A 22952-nucleotide genomic window follows, 5' to 3' on the forward strand; every position below is an offset into this window, starting at 1 on the left:
GTCCGTTCAAATCAGGAAAGCGAGTGTCTCGACCGGGCCGCTTGCGTCGATCAGGTGCACGATCTTGCGAATCAGCCGGGGGCCGTCCTGTGACAAGCGAATCGTGTGGATAACCCGGCCGGCCCAGAAGCGTTGACGTAGACGGTATTCGAATAGAGCGAAGTTGGATTCCACGGTGACGGAGTCGGCGCCCGTTTCCACCACCTCGCTGTTGGAGACCACGCGCCGCATTACCGACGGCGGTGTCTGGGAGTGCCGGTTGCCCGTGTTGAGCTGAGCCACCCGGCTTTTGATCCGTCGCCGGTTGTCGTTGATGTAGGCCAGCGTGGTGCGCGGGTCATCGTCGGGGTGCATCGGGACGCGGTACTCGACCGTGTCGTCGTCATCGGCCCACAGCGCTTCCCACTCCGAGTAGCGGCCCTCGTCGGCCAGCCGCGCTTCCAGATAGAGAAACGACAGGATCTCGGGGGCGGGCAGCGCGCGTAGAGCGGGACGTGCCTGGGCTTCGGAGTTGACGGTCATGCTCCGCTTCTCCCACCGACGACCGAGGCCCAGTGTGAGTAAAAACCGCGCTGGGGAGTCTCGGCGCTCTTGTCGCGGTTGATGATTCCAGTCATGTCGTCGACATCGCTTTCTATGCCGCGGGCCAGCATCAGCCACTCCGGCAGCTCGGCAGCGAGCCCGGCCTGGTTGCGCATCCCGATCTCTCCGTCGTCGGCGATCAAGAACCCCGCAGGACCCATCGCCCCCTCGGAACGGCGCAGCGTGCGCTCGTTCAACGCATCCTGGCCGGGTATCAGGACCGCGGTGGTGTAGGCGATGGTGCGGTCGGGCGCCTGCGGTTCGACGAACATGACGTTCATCTCGGCGAGGAAGAGGTTGGGCCATATCAACGTGTGTGGTGGACCCACCACCAGTGCGTCGTGCGCCTGCTCGGGGCCGTACGCACCCTCCAGCGCGCCGACGTAGTCGGCGAGCTTGGCTCGCGGGATCCTGCCGTACCAGACGAATTCCTCGTCGAGTTTCCGGTATTCGTCGCTGTAGTCGATCTCGGAATGGCCGTTACCGAGGTCGCGGACCAGCACGTCGACCTTAGTCGGGACGTGCGACACCTTGGCGGGCTTGATCGCGTCGTACACCGAGGCATGGGTGAACAGCGCGTGGTAACCGTCGACGTTGTTCTCCACCACCATCTTCCAGTTGGCGTGGTGCAAGTGCTTCATCCAGTTGGCCCGCAGGTCGATCTCGCGGGTGGGGGACAGGTTGAGCAGACGGTCGATGGCGCGTGTTGCCTTGCCAAGGTGCTCGGTTAACGAGATGCCGTCTGGCGCCAATGATGCGAAGACGAATCCGCCGTAGCTGTCGACCCGAGGCGCCTGGGCAAGGCCCAGCTCGGAACGCACCTTGTTGAACTCCTCGCCGTAACCCTCACGCATCGGAACACCCTGCAGAGCACCGGTGTTGCCGAATGTCCAGCCGTGATACGGGCACCGGAACGAGTTGGCGTTGCCCTTCTCGGCGTTGCACAGCTTGTTGGCACGGTGAGTGCAGCGGTTGAGCATCACGCGAACCACGCCATCCTTACCGCGTGCGACGACGACCGGGTCGTGGCCGATCATTCGGGTCAGGTAGTCACCCGGCTCGCTGACCTCGCTCTCGTGGGCGACGTAGACCCATCCGGTCTTGAAGATAGTGTCCATTTCGCGTCGGAAGATCTCGGTGGACGTATACACGGTCCCGTGCACACGGTCGTGGCGGATGACACTGCCGACGTCGAAGTCGTCGACGGCGGGGGCGGATTCAAGTGTCGTCACTGGTCCTCCAGAATGTCGATGGCCGGGATGGCGACGTCGCCGAGGTGGCGGAAACCAATATGGACTGTTGTGCCGATGGGCGGTGCGGTGTCCGCAGGTTGCACTGTCGTCATCACAATCCGGTGCCCACTCGTCAGCTCGACGTCGACGACGGGGTAGGGCACCAGGCCGTGCACCAGGCCCGCTTCACGCCGGTGCATGAGCGTCGCAGCGTGTACGGTCCCGCGTAAATCAACTGTGCGCCAGTCTTGTTCGGCGTTCCCGCATTGGTCGCAGACTTCTTGATCTAGCTCGAGTGGCAGGGCGCAAGCCGCGCAGAACGGCAATGCGAGCTCATTGCGTGCGGCCGCTCGGTACAGCGGCGCCAGCATGTCGTCATCGGCGGCGGGCGCCAGTGCGCTGTCCAGCAGCCAGTCCTCGACCGCGGTGGCGGTCATGCGGCACGCTCCAGCACCAACGCGGCATGGTGGTCCATTCGGCCGCCGATACCGCCGACCAGCGCCACCGTGGCCCCGGGAACCTGACGTTGCCCGCCGGTGCCGCGCAGCTGAATCATCGCCTCCGCCAAGGGCGTCATGCCCTGCAGGTAGAAACCGGACAGCTGGCCACCGCCGGTATTGGTCGGCAGTGTGCCGCCCGGCCCGGTGTGGCCGTCGCGCACGAACGCACCCGCGGGAATGTCACCGGTGAGCCGGTATTCATCGAGCAGCACCAGGGTCACAATCGAGAACGGGTCGTACAGCTCGGCGACGTGCAGGTCTGATCGGGCCATACCGGCCTGTTCGAGCGCGTCCTGGACCGCGCGGCCACCGCCGCCGAACCACGACTCGGCTCCTGAGCGACGGCGCCGCACCGGATGGTCGCGCCCGGTGCCGCGAACCCGCAATCGGGTGCCCCCGACCGAGGGCCGCCCGGTGAGCACGACGGCGACCGCCCCGTTCACCGGCCGAGCACAGTCGAGCAGTCGAAGTGGTTCGGCAACCATCGGGGAAGAGTCATAGCCGGCGTCGTCGAGCGGCTCGCGGTTGACCGCGTCGGGATTGCCGCACGCCCATGCCCTTGCCGTGGTGGCCACGGAGCGCAGCGCGTCGGTGCGGGTGCCGGTGACGTGCAGCCAGCGCTGGGTAAGCAGCGCATACGTCGGGACCGAGCCAAGCAGCCCCGAGGCCCGCTCCAGTCCGCGCACCCCAGCGTTGCCGCCACTGTGTGCGTAGGTCGAGCCCGCGCCGCGGCCGGCCACCAGGGGCGCGTCGGCGAACACGCACAGTATGGTTGCCGCCTCAGCGGTGAGGATCGCGTGGCACGCGCGCTGGATCATGGCGATGGTCGTGGCGCCCTTGATCTCGACGTGCTCCAACAGGCGCAGATCCGAGAAGCCGGCCGCGGCGGCGAAGCCGACGCCCAGTCGTTCCGGCCGAACCCCCTGCGACGAGCCGACCAGGATCCCGTCGATGTCAGCCCGCTCGAGTCCGGCGTCGGCCAACGCGGCGGCGCTCGCCTTGACGGCCAGTTCGAGCGGCGTCGCGCCGGGACGCAGCGACATCGCGGTCATGCCCAGACCCACCAGGTCGGCGGCGGCGCTCACGGCCGCTCCGTTGAGCGGCGCTCGCCGCGGTAATTGCCCACCCTGATCCACTCCTCGCGGTCTTCGGCGGTGGCCATGGTGAAGCTGGCCAACTCCAAGGGGCACAAGAAGACCTGCTCGCCACCCTCCAGGTCCTCGACGAGCAGGCGGGGGCCGTTGCCGTTGACGTCCAGCGACAACCGCACGGCCGCAAACTCGTTGACCAGGTCGGCGAGGACGCGGCGTCCGGCCGGAGTGTTCACCTGCCCAGTATTACCGCATACAAGTGTCAGAAGCAATGGAATGGAGCGGAATGACTCTAGGCGTATTACTTGCAGGCCGAGCGGTGGGAGCCATTCCCTACATGGGAACATAGAGCTTGTGCGACGATGAGGGGCATGCATCGCGACGCCAGCGCCAGATGACATATATGTCAGATACGAAGATTGAGAAGGTGATGATGAGCCAAGCACCAGCACCGGCCGACGCGGTCGATGTGAGCCGGGTCGACACCGAGAACTACCGCAGCATCTGGATGTACCTCAAGGAGCTCGAGTTCCGGCAGGGGTTCATTGACATCCCGGTCAATGGAGTCCTCGTCCGTACCCGCTATGCCGAGGCCGGCGGTCCGGACAAGCCGCACGCCATCCTGCTGCACGGCACCGGCGGGCACTGGGAGACGTTCGCGCCCAATCTCGCAGCACTGTCGCAGCACTTCCACTGCGTGGCGATCGACATGGTCGGCAACGGGTTCTCCGGAAAGCCGGACTACGACTATGAGATCGCGGTTTACGTCGAACACGTATTGGGGGTGATGGACCACTTCGGCATGGCGTCGGCCAACTTCATCGCCATGTCGCTGGGCGCGTTCGTGGCGTCCGCGGTCTGCGTCGGCCACGCCGACCGGGTGGAGAAAGTGATCCTGATGTCGCCGGCCGGACGGGAAGCCTCGGCGTCGAATATGGCGCGCATCCGCACGGAACGAACCAAGGCGGTCAACGAGCCGACGTGGGAATCGCTGCACGCCGTGTTCGCTCACCTGATCGCCGACGAAGCCAATCGGCTGCCCGATCTCATCGGCCTACGCCAGGCCGTGTATCGGCGCGAGGACACCCGCAACACCATCGACCGGCTGCTGATCCTGCAGGACGAGAAGGTGCGTCACCGCAACCTGATTCCCGACGACAAGTGGCGCGGCATCGAGGCGCCGGTGATGATCGTGGCATCGGGCAAGGACCACGGCGTGTATCAGGACACGGCGCGCACCATCGCCGACCTGATCCCGAATTCGGAGGTGTTCGAGATGCCCTCGGTGCGGCACTGGCCGCATTTCGAGGATCCCGAGGCGTTCAACGCCGCGGCGATCGAGTTCCTTACGAGATGAGCAGACCCGCCGAGGACGAGCTGTCGGACATAGCCCGGCGGCTCTACGAGGCCGAGCAGACCCGCACGCCGATCCGGCAGTTGTCGTTGGACTATCCCGACATGACCATCGAGGACGCCTACGCGGTGCAGCGGGCACTCGTCGCGCTCAAGGTCGCCGACGGGCGAGAAGTCAAGGGTCGCAAGATCGGTCTGACCTCGAAGGTGATGCAGCGGGCGGTGTCGATCGACGAACCGGATTACGGCGCGCTGTTCGACGATATGTTCATCGAGGATGGCGGCCGCATACCGCTGGGCCGTTATATCCGTCCGCGCGTCGAGGTCGAGTTGGCGTTCGTAATGGGCGAGCAGCTATCCGGCCCCGGCGTCACATTGTTCGACGTGCTGCGGGCCACCGAGTTCGTGACTCCCGCACTCGAGATCCTCGACGCCAGGGTGCAGATGTCGGACCCCGAAACCGGTCATCTGCGCACCATCGTTGACACCATCGCCGACAACGCCGCGGACGCCGGTCTGGTCCTGGGCGGGCGGGTGTTCCGCCCGTTGGACGTCGACTTGCGCTGGGTGGCGGCCCTGCTGCTGCGCAACGGCACCATCGAGGAATCCGGGGTAGCCGCTGCGGTGCTCAACCATCCCGGCAATGGCGTGGCCTGGCTGGCCAATCGGCTTGCTCCACACGGTGTTTGGCTGGAACGCGGCGAGGTCATCCTGTCCGGATCGTTCACCAAGCCGGTGTTCGCCGAACCGGGGGACACCTTTGTCGCCGACTATGGACCGCTGGGCACGGTGTCGGTGACGTTCGATTCGGAGGCATCGTGACAAACCGGTGGACACAGCGCATCGGCGACGGCGACCCGCGCATCGGCATGTGGGTGGCCTCGGGCAGCGGTTACGTCACCGAAATCTGTGCAGGATCCGGGATCGACTGGCTGCTGTTGGATCAGGAGCACGCGCCCAACGATCTGCGCAGCACCCTCGGACAGCTGCAGGTGCTGGCCGGCTACCCGGATGTCGACGTGCTGGTGCGGCCGCCCTCGGCTGACCCGGTGTTCATCAAGCAATTGCTCGACATCGGGGCTCAGAACATCATCGTCCCGATGATCGATGGCCCTGGTGAGGCAGTCGCGGCGGTTTCCGCCACGCGTTATCCGCCCAACGGCATCCGCGGGGTCGGCAGCGCGTTGGCCCGAGCGTCCCGTTGGAACCGCATTTCTGACTATCTCGTCACCGCTGACACGGCCGTGTCGTTGACCGTCCAGGTGGAGAGTGTGGCCGGTCTGGCACAGCTCGGAGAGATCACCGACGTCGACGGAGTGGACGCCGTCTTCATCGGACCGGCCGACCTGGCAGCCTCGATGGGCAAACTTGGGCAGCCGGAGGATCCAGACGTCGTGAGCACCATAGAAACCGCGCTGGCGACCATCGTGGAACACGGCAAGCGCGCTGGGGTTAATGCGTTCAGCGAGCCACTGGCGCGCCGCTACATGGCGGCCGGGGCGAGCTTCGTGCTCGTAGGAGCGGACGTGGCACTGCTGGCCCGCGGCACCGAGCAGCTGGCAGCGAGGTATCGCCGCCAATGAACGACGCATTGTTTCTGACTGTCGTGTCACCTAGAATTCCGGATCATGGATCTCGACTTCACGCCTGACCAGCTCGAGTTCCGTGACCAGGTCCGCACATGGCTCGACGAGAACAAACCGGCTGAACCCCGCCCGCGCGACGACGCGGGGATCCGTGAATACGACCTTGCCTGGCAACGCACTCAGGCCGAGGGCGGCTGGGCCGGCATCGCCTGGCCCACCGAATACGGCGGCAAGGGGCTGACGCTGCTTCAGCAGTTGATCTGGTACGAGGAGTACGCCGCGCGGGGGTTCCCCGGCATCGATGCATGCTTCGTCGGCAACTCGCACGCCGGGCCCACTCTGATCACCAGGGCCACCGACGAACAGAAGTCTTTCCACTTGCCGAAAATCCTTGGTGGTGAAGTGATTTGGTGTCAGGGCTTCTCCGAGCCCGACGCCGGATCGGACCTGGCGGCATTGCGCACCAAGGCGGTGGTGGACGGCGAGGACCTGGTGGTCTCGGGGCAGAAGCTGTGGACCAGCTTCGCCACCGTCGCCGATTACCAGGAGCTGCTGGTGCGCACGGACAACACCGGAAGCAAGCACAAGGGCATCACCTGGGTGATCTGCGACATGAGCACGCCGGGCATCGACGTCCGCCCTATCGAGACCATCGAGGGCGGCTCGGAATTCTGCGAAGTGTTTTACGACGATGTCCGAATCCCGCTGAGCAACGTGGTCGGCGATGTCGGCGAAGGCTGGTCGGTTGCGATGGCCACCCTGTCCTTCGAGCGCGGCACCGCGTTCACCGCCAACCAGGTGCGGCTGGCGAAGATCATCGAGGACCTCATCGACTATGCCCGCGACCATGTCGGGCCGGACGGCCGCAGGCCCGCCATCGCCGACGACGACATCGCGCGACGGCTGGCGCGGGCCCGCGCCTCGGTGGCGTCGCTGCGGGCGCTCACCTACACCAATATCTGCGAGGCCATGAAGACCGAGACGCCCGGCCCGCGGGGTTCGATCGTCAAGCTGATGTATGCCGAATTGGCCAAGGAGATCGGCAGATTGGCGATGGATGTTGTCGGTCCCGCCTCGGTCCGGTATTCATCGCGCTGGGACGTCGACGGCTGGGTCGGCTACTACTACTACAGCTTCTCCCAAGCCATCGGCGGCGGGACGTCGGAGATTCAGCGCAACATCGTCGGCGAACGAGTGTTGGGGCTGCCGCGATGAGAGGAGATGACGGTGGACCTGCTGCCCGGAGCTGAGCAACTCGAAATCATCACGGCAGCAGGAGAATTCCTCGCCGATCGGATGCCAGTGGACCGGATCCGCGCTAATCGTCACGCCGAAGCGCCGATTCCCGAGTCACTGTGGCGAGAATGCGCCGAGCTGGGCCTGCTCACACTCGGGCTCGACGAGGCGTCCGGTGGGTCGGGCCGGCGGTTGGACGACGAGGCTCTGCTGTTCGTCGAGCTCGGCAAGCGGCTCGCGCCGGGGCCGTTCCTGGCATGCACGTTGGGCGCCCGGGTGGCCGCCCGTTGCGGCGACGACGCGCTGGCGCAGCGGATCGGCTCCGGGGCGGCATCGGTGGCCCTCGCGGTATTGCGCGGCGACGGCGACGTGCGCCCGGTCAAAGGCACTTTCGATTTGTTCGACCCGGCGGGTGTCTCGCACGCCCTGCTGGTGGCCCGCAGTGGTGCCGCACTGGTCGGCATCGATTCCTTCGGACCGCTTAAATCCGTGACCGCCGCAGACCCGGGTACCCGAATATCCTCGGCCACGGTCGAATCCGCCGAACCCCTGCACTGGTTGCCCGCCGAGGACGAATGGATCTGGGGACGCGCCACGGTACTCGCGGCGGGCTACCTCACCGGATTGGCCGCGGCCGCCGCAGCGTCGGCGACCGAACACGCCAAGACTCGTGTGCAGTTCGGCAAGCCGATCGGGGTGCACCAGGCGATCAAGCACGCCTGCGTCAATATGGAGATCGCTGCCGAGGCCGCTCAGGCGCAAACGTTCTTCGCTGCGATCGCTGTCGGCAGTGGCCGCGCCGACGCCTTGATGCAGGTGCTGTCGGCCCTCACAGTGGCCGGGTCGGCGGCCGTCGAGAATGCCGCCGCGGGCATCCACGTGTTCGGCGGGATGGGCTACACATTCGAGAACGACATGCACCTGTATCTGAAGCGCGCGCACGTGTTTCGGCACTTGTTCGGTGAGCCCACCGACGTGCTGGCCGAACTGCTGGCCCAGGACCGCGCCCAGTGAGCGGCGCCGCTGGGGCCGCAGCCATCGCGGGCGTCGCCCTGTCCGACGTCGGCCGGGTCGACGACAAGGGACCCTACGAGCTGATCGCGCAGGCCAGCCGCCGCGCCCTGGCGGATGCCGGTCTGACACCCGATGACGTCGACGGGTTGGCCTCCACCAGCCAGGGCACACTGCCCCCGGTCGATGTCGGCGAGTATCTCGGTCTGCGGCCCCGCTGGATCGACTCCACCGCGGTCGGGGGAGCGTCGTGGGAGGTGATGGCCGCCCACGCGGCTGATGCGATCGCCGCTGGGCACGCCGACGTGGTCCTGCTGACGTACGGCTCGACCGCCCGCTCGGATCTTCGAAAGGGATTGCGGGGGGCCAACATCAACTGGGGCGCACGCGGACCCCTACAGTGGGAAGCGCCCTACGGCCACACCCTGATCTCCAAGTACGCCATGGCCGCGCGGCGGCACATGTTCACTTATGGCACCACGATCGAGCAGCTGGCCGAGGTCGCCGTGTCCGCGCGGTTCAACGCGACCGACAATCCCGAGGCCTACTATCGCGAACCGATTACTATCGACGACGTGCTCGGCGGACCGATGATCGCCGACCCGTTCACCAAGCTGCACTGCTGCATTCGCAGCGACGGCGGGGCCGCGGCAGTGCTCGTCAGTGCGGAACGTGCGAAGGATCTACGTAGTAAGCCAGTGTGGGTGCTGGGTTCAGCGGAAACGACCTCGCACATGCTCACCTCCCAGTGGGACGACCTCACCGTTGGCCCGGCCGCGGTCAGCGGACCGCTGGCCTTCGCCCGCGCCGGGGTCTCGCCGTCCGACGTCGACGTCGCCGAAATCTACGACGCGTTCACCTACATGTTGCTGCTCACCATCGAAGACCTCGGCTTCAGCCCCAAGGGGGAGGGCGGTGCCTTCGTCGAGAAAGGCTCGCTGCGCCTGGGCGGCGCGCTTCCCACCAACACCGACGGTGGCGGGCTGTCGGCGTGCCACCCCGGTCAGCGGGGGTTGTTCCTGCTGGTCGAGGCTGCGCGACAGTTGCGCGGTGAATGCGGCCCGCGCCAAGTGCCCGATGCCAAGATCGCCTGTGTCAGCGGCACCGGCGGCTGGTTCTGCTCCAGCGGCACAATGATTCTCGGCGCCGAGGAGCCGTAGGTGGACCGCGTACCGCTGAGCTCCGACGTCGTGGATACCCGCGCGATGTTGGAGCTGGCGGCCGCCGTTCACGGCGATATCGAGGCCTACGTCGAGCCGGGGGCGCGAATCACGTTCGCGGAGTGGATCGGTCGGGCTCGTAGCGTCGCGACCCAGTTTGCCGACCTCGGCGTCGGCAAGGGCGATGTGGTCGTGCTGTGGCTGCCGTCGGGCATCGACTACGCGACGTGCTACGCCGCGGCGGCCATGATCGGTGCGATCACCACCGGGCTGAACCCGCGACTGGGCCGCAGAGAGATCGAATCGATTCTGCAGCAGGCAGATCCGGCGTTGGTCGTCGCCGACGGACTGCTTGATGCGTTACCCGGCACCGGGCATCGGCTGCTGTCGCGGGATGCGCTGTGCAGTGACACATCGCGCTCGGCGCCGCCTTCGGTGGAGTTGAATCGCCGGGACGTTGTTGCATTGATCTTCACCAGTGGCACGACGGGGACGCCAAAAGGCGCAGCCTTCGACGCCGACCGGCTGGCCGCGGGCGCGGCAGCGTCAGGCGTGATGAGCGCGCCCTATGACCGGCGCCTCACGTCCACGCCGTTTTCCCACGCCGGCTACATGTTCAAGCTCTGGGATCAGTTGGTCTGGGGCAGCACGCTGGTGGTGCCCCCGACACCGTGGTCGGCCCAGGGCATGTTCGACGTCCTTCGCAACGAGCGAGTCACCGTGGCGGGCGCGGTGCCGACCCAGTGGGCCAAGCTACTCGACGTCGATGGAGTGACCTCGAAGGCATTGCCGCACTTGCGGATCGGAGTGGTGGCCACAGCGCCGGCGCCACCCGAACTGGTACGCAGGGTCGCCGAGGGCATCGGGGTCCCGCTGGTCGTGCGGTACGCGATGACCGAGTGCCCGACCATCAGCGGCACCGAACCGGACGACGCCCCCGAGGTTCAATTCCGCACCGTGGGACGGCCTGCCGCGGGAATGGACGTGCGGATCGGATCGGACGGCGTACTTGAGGTGAGCGGCCCGTGTGTGATGCGTGGCTACTGGCGCAACTCGGAACTCACCGCAGAGGTGCTGCGCGACGGGTGGCTGCGCACCGGCGACGTCGGCGTGCTCGGCGACGACGGCAATATCACACTTGTCGGGCGCCGCGGTGACATGTACATCCGGGGCGGCTACAACGTGCATCCCGGTGAGGTGGAGCGGACGCTCACCGGGCACCCCAGCGTGAAACATGCCGCCGTGATTGGCCGTTCCGCACCCGTGATCGGAGAGATCGGCGTCGCGTGCGTGGTTCCCGCGGACGCCACCGCTCCGCCGACACTGGCTGAACTGCGCGCCCACGTGGCAAGTGAGCTGGCCGACTACAAGGCCCCCGACGAGCTGCTCATTGTTGATGAGCTGCCCTTGACGGCGATGCTCAAGCCGGACCGGCTAGCCCTGCGCGAATTGATCACCCAGCGTGACAGAGATATTCAGCGTCGACAACCGACACGATGAGAGGAATCTAGCTATGGGAAGACACGACGGACGGGTGGCGTTCATCACCGGCGCGGCGCGAGGGCAGGGCCGCGCCCATGCCGTTCGGCTCGCCGCCGAAGGCGCCGACATCGTGGCCGTGGACATCTGCCGCGACATCGACTCGATGGACTACCCCAACGCCACGCCCGACGATCTCGATGAAACCATCAAGCTCGTTGAGAACCAAGGTCGGCGGATCATTGCCCACCAAGCCGACGTCCGCGACGCCGACGCCTTAAAACAGGCCGTCAACGAAGGCGTCCGCGAGTTCGGCCGTCTCGACATCGTCCTGGCCAACGCCGGCATCATCAGACTCGGCGGCGAGGGAGACCGCAGCCAGATCTTCCGCGACATCGTCGACGTGAACCTCATCGGGGTCTGGAACACCGTCGAGGCCGCTATCCCCGCCCTCATCGACGGCGGCCGCGGCGGATCCATCGTGCTGACGAGTTCCAGTGCGGGATTGAAGGGCACCGGTACCGACCGGGCAGGCGGACAGGCTTACACCGCCGCCAAGCGGGGACTGGTCGGGCTCATGCAGGTGTGGGCGAATGAGTTGGCGCAGTATTGGATTCGGGTCAATACCATCCACCCGACCGGCGTGGCGACCGGCATGGTGATGAACGAAACCATGGGCAAGCTGCTCGAGGCCAACGACACGGCAGTGGCCGCCATGCAGAATGCGCTGCCGATTCAGATCCTGATGCCCGAGGACATCGCCGGCGCAGTGGCGTGGCTGGTCTCCGACGAGGCGAAATTCATCACCGGGGTGGCGTGGCCGCTAGATGCCGGATTCGCGGTGCGCTGAGCGGACGGCTCAGGGCTGGTCGGGTCGCAGGACGATGAACAGTCCCTCTGCTTCGGCGCACAGAGTGTCACCGTGAGTGATCGTCGCCCGCAGAATCCGCTTACGTCCTTGCTCGCTGACGAACCAGGCGCGCACCGCGAGCTCCTCGCCGATCGGCGTGATCGATCGGTAGTCGGTGTGCAAGTAGGCGGTTCGCGCAGGTGCCCGGTCGCCGCTACTGGCCAGCCGGCCGAGCACCTCATCGAATAGCAGCGGGATGGCCCCGCCGTGCACCGCGCCACCACCGCCGAGGAAATAGCGGCCGAATGTCACCACCCCGTGCACGCTCTGGTGGTCGCCGCCGAGCGGAATGAAGTTGGGGGACATGGTTTGTCCGCGGCCGGGCAGATCAAGCCGGCGGGCGAAGATCTGCCTGCGCTCAGGTACTGCAAACTGGGCCACCCGGTTGGCCCACCCGTTCAGGTCCTGTGTGAGGTCCACTGTGGTCGCCGCGTCCGGAGCGGCCGCTGCCACATGGTCGAGGAAATTGCGCAGTGCGGCGATCATGTCGCCGTACTCACGCGGCAAGACTAATGCATTGACATTAATCTTGGTCGCTGCGATGCTGGCGTGGCGTGCGTCACAACACGTCGAACGAGACCTGCCAGCACACCCTAGGAGCGAACATGCCGGAAGTCGGTACGGCGTCGGGCGGTCCACTGGCTGGTCTCGTGGTGGTCGACCTATCGACAACGCTGCCCGGAGCGCAGGCGACGCAGTTCCTCGCCGACTGCGGTGCCGAGGTGACCATGGTCGAGCCGCTCGACGGTAGTCCGCTGCGCGAGCTCGCGGGCTGGCCCGCCCTGCTGCGTGGCAAGCTCAGCGTGACATTGGACCTGCATGACGAGGCTGATCTGGAGCGTCTGCGTGCTTTGCTGCGCCGCGCCGACGTCATGATTAACACCATGCGGCCGACCACGGCCGAGCGCATCGGACTTACCCCCGACGCATTATCGGAGGCCTACCCGCGACTCGTCGTGGCGACGATCACGGGCTGGGGATCGACCGGGCCGTTTCGCGACTACAAGGGCTGGGAGGCCCTGGTGATGGCGAAGACGGGTGTCATGCACGAAAAGCGCGGACTGACCACGAGGCCGGGACCGGCGTACACCACCTTCGCCTATGCCTCTTGGGGCGCCGCCCACGCCGCTGTTCAGGGCGTGCTTGCCGCGCTCCTTGAGCGGGAGAGCAGTGGGCGCGGCCAAACCGTCGAGACCAATCTGGTGACCGGCATGGGTTCGATGGATCCGTACAACTGGTTTTACGAGATGGTGCTGGAACGGTATCCGGGCGCCTTCGAACCGATGGACGCCGCCTACGACGACCAGGGCCGGCCCCAGGCCTACCTAATCTACGCACTCCTCGTCTGTCCGACGAAGGACGGTCGCTGGCTACAGTTCGCTCAGGTGTCGCCCAAGTTGATCGGCGCTTGGCTGACTGAACTGGACCTGCTGGGGGAGCTCGCGGACCCGAAGTGGCAGGGTTTTCCGATGCTGCCGACCCCCGAACTTCGCACCGAGTGGTGGGACATGATGATCGAGCGGGTGGGGGCACGCACGCTCGCCGAATGGCAGCGGGCCATGACAGAAAACCTTGACCTGAGCGGCGAACTGTTCCGAACTCCTGAGGAATCACTGGATCACCCGCAAACCGCTCACGAAGGCCGCGCCGCGACCGTGATCGATCCCGATCTCGGGCCGGTACGGCAGCCGTCGACCCTCATTCACGCTGACGGCAAGCCGTTGACCCCGCTTCGGCCGGCTCCGCGAGTCGGCGAGCACAACGACTCGGTCACCTTCGAGCAGCTCGGCCAAATGCGCAGGGCCGCACTACCCGCACGGCACGCGGACCACGACGCACCGCCGCTGACGGGCGTGACGGTGCTGGAGTTCGGCAGCATGTTCGCGGGACCGTACGGCGCGACCCTGCTGGCCGACCTGGGCGCTCGCGTCATCAAGGTCGAGCCGCTGGAAGGCGACAACATCCGCAATCTGGTCGCGTTCCCCGAGGCGGGCGGCGCAAAAGTGTTGCAGGGCAAGGAAAGCGTCGCGATTGACTTCACCAAGCCCGAAGGCCTTGAGCTGGTGTACGAACTGGCCAAGCGCTCCGACATCGTGCTGCAGTGCTTCCGTGGCAAGGTCGCCGAGCGGGCGAAGATCGACGAGGCGTCGCTGCGGGCGGTCAACCCGGACTTGGCGTTCGTGACGACCTCAGGTTACGGGGTCGACGGACCCTTCGCGCACCGCGCCGCCTACGCGCCGTCGGTCGGTGCGGCATCCGGGCTGGCGCTGGTCGACAGCCACGACACGGGCGAGCCGGCCACCGACTTGGATGACCTGCACCGCCGAGCGGTCAAACTGCACGCGGGCGGGGCTGTGCCCGCAGTGCAATCTGACGGCATCGCCGCGCACGGTGTCGGTTCTGCGCTGCTGGTCGCGCTGTACGCCAAGCGGATGGGACGACCGATGTCCAACGTGGTCACCTCGATGCTCGCCACCGCGCAGCAGGCGATGATCGCCTACAGCGCAAGCTATGCGTCCCGTCCCGCCGAGGCAGCAGCCGACGAACAATTCTTCGGCATGAATGCCTTGTACCGGATGTACCGCGCGGCAGACGGTTACGTCTTTCTCGCCGCACCGTTGCCGCGCGAATGGCCGGCGCTGACGAAGGCGATGTCGCCCTACGTCGACTTGCACGCCGACGAGCGCTTTACCGATGCCGAATCTCGCGCGGCGCACGACGACGAGCTGATCTCCGTTCTGACAACCGTGTTCGCCAACAAGACCAGGTTGGAGTGGGAGCACGAACTGTCCGCCCAGGACGTCGGCTGCGTCGAGGTGGTGGAGGCCAATTCCGAGTTGGTGCTGCAGACCGATCCGTACTACGAGGCGGGCTATGCCGTGGACGCCTACAGCCCGATCTTCGAAGAGCACCGCCGGCTCGCCCCGCTGTGCCGGTTCTCCCGCTCACGCACTCGAGCCGACGCGGGATGCACCATCGGGCAGCACACCGATGCGGTGCTGCGCGAAATGGGGCTGCATGACGCCACGATCGCCGATCTCAGGGCGAAGGAGATCGTGGGCGGCAGCTGACGGATCAGTCGTCGTCGTCGGCGATCAGCGCGCGCGTCTCGTACGACACCGGAGCGGTCAGCATGCCGACCCAGGTGTCGACGTAATTGTGCAGCTGTGCCTCGCTGAGCCCGTGACCCGAACGCGCCGCCGCGGCAAGGGTATTGATCAAGCTGACATACAGCTGGAAGGTTCGGCCGCGCCGGATGCGCCCAGGCAGGTCTTGCAGCGCGGCGTCGACCAGTTCCTCCAGCTTCTCCTGCGTCCAATCGTCGTCGACGTGGTCGGGCCAGTATCGGCTGCGGGCTCGTGGATCCTCCACCAGCCGCGCCAGGAACGGCGCGAACATCTCGCCTGCGGCGATGCTGTTCGCCAGCGGGCGCGCCAGCAGCCACACCACCGCGCGGGGATCCGCCTCCTTGCCTTGCTCCCGCATGCTCATGAGCATTTCCCGGCGATCGGCTCCCAGTGACGCTTGGCGGTAGGAGATCAGCGCCCGGATCAGGCCGTCGCGGGAGCCGAAGTGGTAGCGAATCACCGAGGTGTTGGACTGCCCGGCGGCCTGCTGAATCTCCCGCAGCGTAACGGCCTCGATACCCCGGGTGGCGAACAGCCGCTCTGCGACCTCCATCAACATCACCCGGGTCGATTCGCCCGACGCGTTGCGCCTCCGCGCGCCCGCGGCCGACTCAGTTCGCAGCTCCGCCATGGGCCTCCTCCAGTCCGCCTCAGTCTTACCGGCGTCGCACCTTGGGCCAAATAATAATGGCTATGCATTAGAAAGTCTGGACTTCTGGCAGTTCGGCTGGCATCATTCGGGTGAGCAACCGGACCGCGGAGGGCCAATGAGCATGATCTGGACGAATTCGGGTGACTCGCACTTCCTGGAACCCGACGACCTGTGGCAGTCCCGGTTGCCGAAGGCGCTCGCCGACCTGACGCCCCACGCTGAAAAGGATCCCGATGGCGAGTACGAGACCGTTTCGGTCGACGGACAGATCTTTCGGCGCAAGCTGCCGTCGTCGGCGATGGAGGCCTTCATCGAGGAAAGCATGAAGCCGCAAGGCATCCGCGACGCCAAGGCACGGTTGGGGGACTTGGACAAGGAGGGTGTCTGGGGTGAGGTCATCTTCCCGTCGCTGGGCATGTGGGCCTCGACATTTCGCACCCCTGAACTACTCAAGGCATGCATGCGCGCCAGCAACGAGTGGGCGCTCGAGGAGATCTGCGCGGTGTCGCCGCGCTATGTGGTGACCGCCCAGGTGTCGACACTGATCGTCGAGGACGCCGTCGAGGAATTGCATTGGGCCGCAAGCGAAGGCTTCAAGGCGGTGTTCTTGCCGACCACACCGCATCCGAGCGCTCCGGACTGGCACCGCAAGGAGTGGGAACCGTTCTGGGCGGCAGCCGAGGAAGCCGGCATGGTGATCGCGTTCCACATCGGCACCGATCCGGTCGACATGACGGTCGGTGGCGCGAGCGGCGGGGCGGGCATGGTGTACCGCGGTCCGGGCGGGGCCGTGATGAATTACGCCGAGACCACGTTCTCCGGTCAGCGGGCGGCGATGAAGATGGTCGCCTCCGGTGCCTTAGACCGCCACCCTGACCTCCGGGTGCTGATCTCCGAAGGTGGCGCCACCTGGGTGCCGTTCCTTGGCGACCGGATGGTCGAGGGCTATCGCCAGCACCATATGGCGGTGCGGCCCAAGCTGAATCGTAGTCCGAAGGAGATTCTCTACAGCCAGGTTTATGCGTCATTCCAGCACGACGAGACCGCCGTCGCCGCTTACGAGCACATGGGCTACAAGAACGTGATGTTCGGCAGCGACTACCCGCACATGGAAGGCACCTTCGGGCACACCCAGGACACCCTGAAGGGACTGTTCGACGGGGTGAGCGACGAGACCCGGCTGCGCATTACCCAGGGCACGTTCTATGAACTGTTCCCCGACGTGCCGCCCATCCCGGCCGAAAAGTTCTGAGCGCGTGGCTACTTCGTCTGGACTGCGCGACGTTGCGATTGTGGGTGTCGGTGCCACGCCCTATTACAAGCGCGGCGGGTCATTACCGAAGTCGATCACCGAGTTGGCCGGCGAGGCCATCCTGGCGGCGTGCGAGGACGCCGGCCTTCCCGTCACCGACGTCGACGGGTTCGCCTACTACTCAGGCGCCAGCGCGGGCTACACGGAGAAGATGGACACCGCCGACTTCATGGAAACGCTTGGCATTCCGGAAGTCCGGTTCACCGCCGCACTGACCTCCGGCGGCGGCGGCTCCGCGGGCGCGATCGGCCTGGCGCGGGCGGCCATCGTCGCCGGGGACGCCTCGGTGGTGGTGACGGTGATGGCGCTGCAACAGTCCAAACAACGCCTGGGCTCGGTGTTTTCGGCCATGGACCCCGATCCGATCAACTCGTTCCTCCAACCATCCGGCCTGTTCGGGCCCGGTCAGTTGATGTCGGTGCTGGCGCGCAGGCACATGCACCTCTACGGCACGCGCCGCGAGGCGTTCGCCGAGATCGCACTCTCCACGCGGGCCAACGCGTTGAATCGCCCAAAGGCCATGCATCGCCAACCGCTGACGTTGGACGACTACTTCAATGCGCGGATGATCGCAGAACCTTTGTGTCTCTACGACTTCTGTCAAGAGACCGACGGCGCCGTCGCAGTCATCACCACCAGCATGGACAGGGCCAGGGATCTGCGGCAACCGCCGGTGCCGGTGGTTGCCGCCGCCCACGGCGGCGTCCGCGACTGGGGCAGGGCGTTCGCCTGGATGGGCATGCCCGACGAATACTTCGCCTCCTCGGGCAATGCGCCCATCGCCAAGCGGCTCTACGAGCAGGCCGCTATCAGCGCCGCCGACATCGACGTCGCCCTGCTCTATGACCACTTCAGCCCGATGGTGCTCATGCAACTCGAGGACTACGGATTCTGCGGCAAGGGGGAGGGCGGCGCGTTCGTCGAAAGCGGAGCGATTCGCTACGACGGTGGCTCGATTCCGGTCAACACCCACGGCGGTCAGCTCTCCGAAGCCTACATCATCGGGATGACCCACATCATGGAAGGAGTCGAGCAGATGCGCGGCACCGCCATCAACCAGGTCCGCGACGCCGAACTCGCTCTGGTCACCGGCGGGCCGGCAAGCCTGCCCGTGAGCGGGCTGATTCTGGGACGCGCCGCATGAGCACCGCCGCGGTCACCCTGGCCACCACCATCCCGGGCGAACACGTGCGGATCGCGGTCAACAAGGACACCGAGCCGTTCTGGATCGCCGCGAAGGAGCGGCGGTTGGTGGCCCCGCAGTGCGGCGACTGTCAGACCTTCCGGCTGCCCCCGACACCGTTCTGCCCCAATTGCCAATCAAACGCGGTGAACTGGGTCGAACTCAGCGGCCAGGCGGTCGTCTACAGCTTCGCCGTCGTGCACGGCTTCCCGGGTATGCCCGATCTGTTGTTGGTGCCCGCGGTCCTCGACCTGCCCGACGCGCCCGGTGCGCGACTGGTCTCCAACATCGTCGACGTCGCACCCGCTGACGTCACGATAGGAATGCCTGTCCACGTTGACTTCTCGCCGATCGCCGACGGCTGGCTGCTGCCTGTCTTTCGCGTCGGCGCTCGGGGCGAGGAGTAACGCCGTGTCCGATGACAGCGCTCTCCACGAAAAGCCCCTGGAGTTCCTCAGCAGCATTGCCAACACCGGCGGATCGTGTGACGGTCAGGCGATCCTGCCCGTCAATGGTCATTTCCGTTGTACGTGCTCGTGCGGTGACTGGGACGTCGACGTCGACGATCCGCAGGAAGGCCTGCGGCAAGCCCGCATTCACACGGGCAGCGTGACTGGATAGATGCTGAGGAGCAAAGGCCCATGGGTAATCTGAACGGCAAAGTCGCCTTCATCACCGGAGCGGCCCGCGGCCAGGGTCGCGCACATGCGGTCCGACTTGCGGCGGACGGCGCGGACATCATCGCACTCGACATCTGCCGCGATATCGACTCCATCGACTATCCCAACGCCAGTCCGGAGGATCTCGACGAGACCGTCAAGCTCGTCGAGAAGGAAGGTAGACGCGTCGTGGCCCGGCAGGCCGACGTGCGTGACGCCGACGCCGTCGAGCAGGTGGTGGCAGACGGGCTCGCCGAGTTCGGCCGCCTCGACGTCGTGATCGCAAACGCCGGCGTCATTCGACTGGGCCCTGGTGGCGACCGACGGCAGACCTTTCGCGACATCATCGATGTCAACCTCATCGGCGTGTGGAACACCGTGGAAGCGGCTATCCCATCCCTCATCGACGGTGGACGCGGCGGATCGATCGTGCTGACGTCGTCGAGTGCGGGACTCAAGGGCACCGGCACGGATCGGGCTGGCGGTCAGGCATACACCGCGGCCAAGCGCGGGCTAGTCGGATTGATGCAGGTGTGGGCGAACGAGTTCGCGCAGTACTCCATCCGCGTCAACACCATCCATCCGACCGGTGTCGCCACCGGAATGGTGATGAACGAGACCATGGGCAAGCTGCTGGAAGCCAACGACACCGCGGTCGCGGCGATGCAGAACGCGCTGCCGACCCAGATCCTGATGCCGGAGGACATCGCCAACGCGGTGGCGTTCCTGGTGTCCGAAGAGGCGAAGTTCATCACCGGCACCGCCTGGCCGCTCGACGCCGGCTTCGCCGTCCGTTGACGGTCCGGGCGGATGTCGAGGAGTATTGCGTTCGCCTCCCGACATAGTTAACCTAGTTCGACGATTCCGCTTTGGATCCGTCGTAGCAATCCGCGCTAGATTGACAGTGGACTGTCGTAATATGCGAGCCGCGCGTGCCTGTAATCGCGCTCGTTCTCGGCGGTACGGAAGGACGTCATGATCCAGAACCAGCCAACGGCAACATGTCCCGTGAAGAATATCGAGATGAACACTCCGGAGTCGCCGGCGCTAGCGCACTTCCATCTGCTGGATGAGTGTCAGGACGAGGCCCGGCCGGTCTTCCGCAACACCGAGGCCGGCATTGATTACTGGGTGTTCACCGACAACTCCGTGATCCTGGACGGACTCCAGCACCCGGAGCTCTGGTCCAGCAGCGTCATCGTGCCGACGGAACCGGAGCCGCCGTACAAGTGGATCCCGATCATGATCGACCCGCCCGACCATGCCAAGTGGCGCCATGTGCTGGCCGAGTACTTCTCACCGGGTCGCGTCAAGGGCCTGCGCGACGCGCAGCAGAAGTTGGCCGCGGAACTGATCGACCAGGTCGCGGGCGAGGTTGGGTGCGACTTCGTTGCGCGGATCTCGCGCGTCTTCCCGTCGACGGTCTTCCTGACGATCATGGGCATGCCCGTGGAGGATCTCGAGAAGTTCCTGGCATGGGAGGACATGATCCTGCATCAGAGCGGGGTGGGTGAGGAAGTCAACGCGGCCCGGCTCGAAGGCATGACGCATGTGATGGGCTACTTCTCGGGCCTGATTCAGCAGCGGCGCGAGAACCGTGACCCGGATGCCGACGACATCGTTAGCAAGGCCATCGACTGGGCCATCGACGGCGAACCGATCAACGACCTGGAGCTGCTCAACTGCCTGCTGCTGTTGTTCATGGCCGGGCTCGACACGGTCTCCAACCAGCTGTCGTACGCAATGCTGCATCTGGCCACCCATCCGGCCGACCGCGCCCGGATCGTCGCCGAACCGCAACTCATTCCGAGGGCCGTGGAGGAACTGCTTCGGGTTTATCCGATCGTGCAGACCGCGCGAAAGGCGACCCGGGACATGGACTTCCACGGGTGCCCGGTCAAGGCGGGCGACATGGCGTCGTTCTCGCTGGCGTTCGCAGGCCGGGACGAATCGGCCTACACCAATGCCCGCACGGTCGACTTCGACCGCGGCGTCACACGTCACCTGTCCTTCGGCGGCGGCCCGCACCGGTGCTTGGGTTCGCATCTCGCCCGGCAAGAGCTGGCGGTGGTGCTGGAGGAGTGGCACAAGCGCATTCCGGATTACCAACTCGTTGGCGAGGCTATCGAGCATGGCGGTCAGGTGTTCGGCGTGGATTCACTGAACCTGACGTGGGGCTGAGGCCGTCGACCCATAGGAAAGCACAATGCCCAACACCGTCGGATTCCTCGGCGCCGGACAACTCGGCGAGCCGATGGTCAAGCGATTGCTCGGCGCCGGCCACGATGTCTCGGTGTACGCCCGCCGCGAGGAGATTCGCCGGCGTTTGGAGGCGAAAGGCGCGGTGGCGGCCGCTTCGGTGGCCGACCTCGCGCGCGGGAGCGACGTCCTCATCTCGTGCCTCTTCTCCGACGCGCAACTGCGCGAAACTGGCCTCGGCGCGGGCGGTTTCATCGCCAATGCGAAGCCGGGTGCGGTGTTCGTCTCTCACACGACCGGCACACTGTCCACCCTCGAGGCGTTGCGGGACAGTTCTGCCGCGGCGCCGATCGTCCTCGACGCGCCGGTCAGTGGCACCGTCGAGAACATCGATGCGGGCACGCTGACCGTGTTGATCGGCGGGCCGAGTGATGCCGTCGCATCGGTGACGCCGATCCTGGCCGCATATGCCGACCCGGTGGTGGCGACCGGCGCACTGGGCAGCGCGTTGGCGCTCAAGTTGATCAACAATCTTCTATTCGCAGCCAATGCTCAACTTCTCTGTGCAGCAACGCATCTGGGCGTTCGGCTAGGTGTCGACCCGAGTGTGTTGCTGTCCACCCTGCAGGTGTGCAGCGCCGGGAGCCATGTGGCCGCCCACGCCCATCGCATCGGCGGGATGGATCGTTTCGAAGAACTGGCGGGGCCGTTCCTGCGGAAGGACATCTCGGCGTGCCGTGAGGCGGCGGCCGAGGCGGGTGTGGAGCTGGGACTGTTGGGCACCGCAGTGCGCGAGGGGCCGCTGGCCCTGGACGTCGACTCGGCGACCGCAGGGTCAGACCGATGACGGGCCGGCTCGCGGGGAAGGTGGCCTTCATTACCGGCGCCGCAAGGGGACAGGGCCGTGCACACGCGGTGCGGATGGCCGAAGAAGGGGCCGACATCATCGCCGTCGACCTGGCGGGCCCATTACCTGACTCAGTGCGCTACCCGTCGGCCACCGCCGATGACTTCGCCGAGACGGTGGAGATGGTGAAAGCGACAGGTGGCCGAATCATGGCTACCGCCGCGGACATCCGCGATCTGGATGCGCTGCGGACGGCCGTCGACGAGGGCGTCGAGGCCTACGGCCGGCTGGACGTCATCGTGGCCAACGCCGGAATATGTGTCCCGGCGCCGTGGAACGAGATCACGCCCGAGTCGTTTCGCGACATCATCGACGTCAACGTGACTGGCACGTGGAACACGGTGATGGCGGGCGCGCAGCGGATCATCGACGGGGGTCGGGGCGGGTCGATCATCCTGATCAGCTCCTACGCCGGTGTCAAGGTGCAGCCCTACATGGTGCACTACACCGCTAGCAAGCATGCCGTCACAGGGATGGCCCGGGCCTTCGCCGCGGAGCTGGGCAAGCACGACATCAGGGTCAACAGCGTGCATCCCGGTCCGGTCAACACTCCGATGGGCGGTGGCGACATGATTGCCGCGCTGTTCGCCGCGATCGAGACCAACCCCACGCTGAACAACATGGGGACCCCGTTCCTGCCGCAATGGGCCTGCGAGCCGGAAGACGTTGCCGCCGCGGTGTGTTGGCTGGCCTCCGACGAGTCGCGCTATGTGACCGCCACCCGTTTGTCGGTCGACCAGGGCATGGCGCAGTTCTAGCGAATCGCCGGATC

Annotated in this window: 24 protein-coding genes; 17 read left to right on the plus strand and 7 right to left on the minus strand. The window is 66.0% G+C overall.

Translation table 11 applies throughout. The features are described from left to right. Positions 1–6: 6 nt before the first annotated feature. Genes BST44_RS03790 through BST44_RS03810 form a run of 5 tightly spaced genes read right to left on the minus strand, consistent with a single transcriptional unit; the run spans position 7 to position 3641 of the window. Positions 7–522 carry an aromatic-ring-hydroxylating dioxygenase subunit beta gene (locus BST44_RS03790; protein ID WP_011724922.1) on the minus strand — a complete coding sequence of 172 codons (516 nt, stop codon included), beginning with the start codon at positions 520–522 and terminating at the stop codon, positions 7–9. Continuing rightward, the gene (locus BST44_RS03795; protein ID WP_011724923.1) at positions 519–1814 is read right to left on the minus strand and encodes an aromatic ring-hydroxylating oxygenase subunit alpha; all 1296 of its coding nucleotides are present in this window, start codon (positions 1812–1814) and stop codon (positions 519–521) included. Before BST44_RS03795 ends, BST44_RS03790 begins: the two co-directional genes overlap by 4 nt. Then, on the minus strand, positions 1811–2251 hold the full coding sequence (locus BST44_RS03800) for a Zn-ribbon domain-containing OB-fold protein (RefSeq protein ID WP_009953823.1): 441 nt from the start codon (positions 2249–2251) through the stop codon (positions 1811–1813). Before BST44_RS03800 ends, BST44_RS03795 begins: the two co-directional genes overlap by 4 nt. Then, the gene (locus tag BST44_RS03805) at positions 2248–3366 is read right to left on the minus strand and encodes a thiolase family protein (protein WP_033722667.1); all 1119 of its coding nucleotides are present in this window, start codon (positions 3364–3366) and stop codon (positions 2248–2250) included. The genes BST44_RS03800 and BST44_RS03805 overlap by 4 nt, the downstream gene beginning before the upstream one ends. A 29-nt stretch (positions 3367–3395) precedes the next feature. Continuing rightward, entirely contained in the window at positions 3396–3641 is a 246-nt protein-coding gene (locus BST44_RS03810) for a hypothetical protein (RefSeq protein ID WP_009953826.1), read from the minus strand. A 194-nt stretch (positions 3642–3835) separates the two neighbouring features. Between BST44_RS03810 and BST44_RS03815 the strand changes: the two genes are divergently transcribed. From BST44_RS03815 to BST44_RS03850, 8 genes are read left to right on the plus strand one after another with little or no spacing between them, the layout of a single operon-like run. Next, positions 3836–4762 (plus strand): alpha/beta fold hydrolase, encoded by a 927-nt coding sequence (locus tag BST44_RS03815; protein ID WP_009953827.1) that lies wholly within the window; start codon positions 3836–3838, stop codon positions 4760–4762. Next, on the plus strand, positions 4759–5580 hold the full coding sequence (gene hpaH, locus BST44_RS03820; protein WP_011724925.1) for a 2-oxo-hept-4-ene-1,7-dioate hydratase: 822 nt from the start codon (positions 4759–4761) through the stop codon (positions 5578–5580). The genes BST44_RS03815 and hpaH overlap by 4 nt, the downstream gene beginning before the upstream one ends. Beyond that, positions 5577–6341 (plus strand): aldolase/citrate lyase family protein, encoded by a 765-nt coding sequence (locus tag BST44_RS03825; RefSeq protein ID WP_011724926.1) that lies wholly within the window; start codon positions 5577–5579, stop codon positions 6339–6341. Before hpaH ends, BST44_RS03825 begins: the two co-directional genes overlap by 4 nt. Positions 6342–6386: 45 nt before the next feature. Beyond that, entirely contained in the window at positions 6387–7559 is a 1173-nt protein-coding gene (locus BST44_RS03830; RefSeq protein WP_009953832.1) for an acyl-CoA dehydrogenase family protein, read from the plus strand. Positions 7560–7565: 6 nt separating this feature from the next. Continuing rightward, the gene (locus tag BST44_RS03835) at positions 7566–8594 is read left to right on the plus strand and encodes an acyl-CoA dehydrogenase family protein (RefSeq protein ID WP_080516359.1); all 1029 of its coding nucleotides are present in this window, start codon (positions 7566–7568) and stop codon (positions 8592–8594) included. Continuing rightward, complete coding sequence (locus BST44_RS03840) at positions 8591–9751, plus strand: acetyl-CoA acetyltransferase (protein WP_011724928.1); 1161 nt, start codon at positions 8591–8593, stop codon at positions 9749–9751. The genes BST44_RS03835 and BST44_RS03840 overlap by 4 nt, the downstream gene beginning before the upstream one ends. After that, complete coding sequence (locus tag BST44_RS03845) at positions 9752–11251, plus strand: class I adenylate-forming enzyme family protein (RefSeq protein ID WP_011724929.1); 1500 nt, start codon at positions 9752–9754, stop codon at positions 11249–11251. Between the two features lie 13 nt (positions 11252–11264). Next, the gene (locus BST44_RS03850) at positions 11265–12080 is read left to right on the plus strand and encodes a mycofactocin-coupled SDR family oxidoreductase (protein ID WP_009953837.1); all 816 of its coding nucleotides are present in this window, start codon (positions 11265–11267) and stop codon (positions 12078–12080) included. A 9-nt stretch (positions 12081–12089) separates the two neighbouring features. On the opposite strand, the gene BST44_RS03855 is transcribed toward BST44_RS03850, so the two are convergent. Then, a complete protein-coding gene (locus tag BST44_RS03855; RefSeq protein WP_231614139.1) occupies positions 12090–12647 on the minus strand; it encodes a PaaI family thioesterase in 558 nt (185 codons plus the stop codon). A gap of 98 nt (positions 12648–12745) precedes the next feature. Between BST44_RS03855 and BST44_RS03860 the strand changes: the two genes are divergently transcribed. After that, complete coding sequence (locus tag BST44_RS03860; RefSeq protein WP_033722642.1) at positions 12746–15211, plus strand: CaiB/BaiF CoA transferase family protein; 2466 nt, start codon at positions 12746–12748, stop codon at positions 15209–15211. A gap of 4 nt (positions 15212–15215) precedes the next feature. Here the strand turns inward: BST44_RS03860 and BST44_RS03865 are convergent, their stop codons facing one another. Continuing rightward, positions 15216–15899, minus strand: coding sequence for a TetR/AcrR family transcriptional regulator (locus BST44_RS03865; protein ID WP_011724933.1), 684 nt, complete (start codon positions 15897–15899; stop codon positions 15216–15218). A 136-nt stretch (positions 15900–16035) separates the two neighbouring features. Between BST44_RS03865 and BST44_RS03870 the strand changes: the two genes are divergently transcribed. The 8 genes from BST44_RS03870 to BST44_RS03905 all read left to right on the plus strand — a co-directional run bounded on the left by BST44_RS03870 (position 16036) and on the right by BST44_RS03905 (position 22938). Then, positions 16036–17172 (plus strand): amidohydrolase family protein, encoded by a 1137-nt coding sequence (locus BST44_RS03870; protein WP_047322066.1) that lies wholly within the window; start codon positions 16036–16038, stop codon positions 17170–17172. Between the two features lie 4 nt (positions 17173–17176). Then, on the plus strand, positions 17177–18376 hold the full coding sequence (locus BST44_RS03875; RefSeq protein ID WP_047322065.1) for a thiolase C-terminal domain-containing protein: 1200 nt from the start codon (positions 17177–17179) through the stop codon (positions 18374–18376). Further along, a complete protein-coding gene (locus BST44_RS03880; protein ID WP_047322064.1) occupies positions 18373–18822 on the plus strand; it encodes a Zn-ribbon domain-containing OB-fold protein in 450 nt (149 codons plus the stop codon). Before BST44_RS03875 ends, BST44_RS03880 begins: the two co-directional genes overlap by 4 nt. Positions 18823–18826: 4 nt before the next feature. Then, on the plus strand, positions 18827–19036 hold the full coding sequence (locus BST44_RS03885) for a hypothetical protein (protein WP_047322063.1): 210 nt from the start codon (positions 18827–18829) through the stop codon (positions 19034–19036). Between the two features lie 20 nt (positions 19037–19056). Beyond that, positions 19057–19872 (plus strand): mycofactocin-coupled SDR family oxidoreductase, encoded by an 816-nt coding sequence (locus BST44_RS03890; RefSeq protein ID WP_047322062.1) that lies wholly within the window; start codon positions 19057–19059, stop codon positions 19870–19872. 225 nt (positions 19873–20097) lie between these two features. Beyond that, positions 20098–21255 (plus strand): cytochrome P450, encoded by a 1158-nt coding sequence (locus BST44_RS03895; RefSeq protein WP_047322061.1) that lies wholly within the window; start codon positions 20098–20100, stop codon positions 21253–21255. Between the two features lie 25 nt (positions 21256–21280). Continuing rightward, positions 21281–22120: an NAD(P)-dependent oxidoreductase gene (locus tag BST44_RS03900; protein WP_047322060.1), complete on the plus strand. Its 840-nt coding sequence runs from the start codon at positions 21281–21283 to the stop codon at positions 22118–22120. After that, positions 22117–22938, plus strand: a complete 822-nt coding sequence (locus BST44_RS03905; RefSeq protein ID WP_014379538.1) for a mycofactocin-coupled SDR family oxidoreductase — start codon at positions 22117–22119, stop codon at positions 22936–22938. The genes BST44_RS03900 and BST44_RS03905 overlap by 4 nt, the downstream gene beginning before the upstream one ends. The last annotated feature ends 14 nt before the right edge of the window (positions 22939–22952 follow it).

It is taken from the genome of Mycobacterium scrofulaceum, from assembly GCF_002086735.1.
In the GTDB taxonomy this organism is placed as follows: Bacteria; Actinomycetota; Actinomycetes; order Mycobacteriales; family Mycobacteriaceae; genus Mycobacterium; species Mycobacterium scrofulaceum.

Coding starts and splice junctions, on each gene's coding strand:
- BST44_RS03790 (WP_011724922.1), bottom strand. CDS start 522: ATGACCGTCAACTCCGAAGCCCAGGCACGTCCCGCTCTACGCGCGCTG.
- BST44_RS03800 (WP_009953823.1), bottom strand. CDS start 2,251: ATGACCGCCACCGCGGTCGAGGACTGGCTGCTGGACAGCGCACTGGCG.
- BST44_RS03805 (WP_033722667.1), bottom strand. CDS start 3,366: ATGACCGCGATGTCGCTGCGTCCCGGCGCGACGCCGCTCGAACTGGCC.
- BST44_RS03815 (WP_009953827.1), top strand. CDS start 3,836: ATGATGAGCCAAGCACCAGCACCGGCCGACGCGGTCGATGTGAGCCGG.
- hpaH (WP_011724925.1), top strand. CDS start 4,759: ATGAGCAGACCCGCCGAGGACGAGCTGTCGGACATAGCCCGGCGGCTC.
- BST44_RS03830 (WP_009953832.1), top strand. CDS start 6,387: ATGGATCTCGACTTCACGCCTGACCAGCTCGAGTTCCGTGACCAGGTC.
- BST44_RS03835 (WP_080516359.1), top strand. CDS start 7,566: ATGACGGTGGACCTGCTGCCCGGAGCTGAGCAACTCGAAATCATCACG.
- BST44_RS03850 (WP_009953837.1), top strand. CDS start 11,265: ATGGGAAGACACGACGGACGGGTGGCGTTCATCACCGGCGCGGCGCGA.
- BST44_RS03860 (WP_033722642.1), top strand. CDS start 12,746: ATGCCGGAAGTCGGTACGGCGTCGGGCGGTCCACTGGCTGGTCTCGTG.
- BST44_RS03865 (WP_011724933.1), bottom strand. CDS start 15,899: ATGGCGGAGCTGCGAACTGAGTCGGCCGCGGGCGCGCGGAGGCGCAAC.
- BST44_RS03870 (WP_047322066.1), top strand. CDS start 16,036: ATGAGCATGATCTGGACGAATTCGGGTGACTCGCACTTCCTGGAACCC.
- BST44_RS03880 (WP_047322064.1), top strand. CDS start 18,373: ATGAGCACCGCCGCGGTCACCCTGGCCACCACCATCCCGGGCGAACAC.
- BST44_RS03890 (WP_047322062.1), top strand. CDS start 19,057: ATGGGTAATCTGAACGGCAAAGTCGCCTTCATCACCGGAGCGGCCCGC.
- BST44_RS03895 (WP_047322061.1), top strand. CDS start 20,098: ATGAACACTCCGGAGTCGCCGGCGCTAGCGCACTTCCATCTGCTGGAT.
- BST44_RS03900 (WP_047322060.1), top strand. CDS start 21,281: ATGCCCAACACCGTCGGATTCCTCGGCGCCGGACAACTCGGCGAGCCG.
- BST44_RS03905 (WP_014379538.1), top strand. CDS start 22,117: ATGACGGGCCGGCTCGCGGGGAAGGTGGCCTTCATTACCGGCGCCGCA.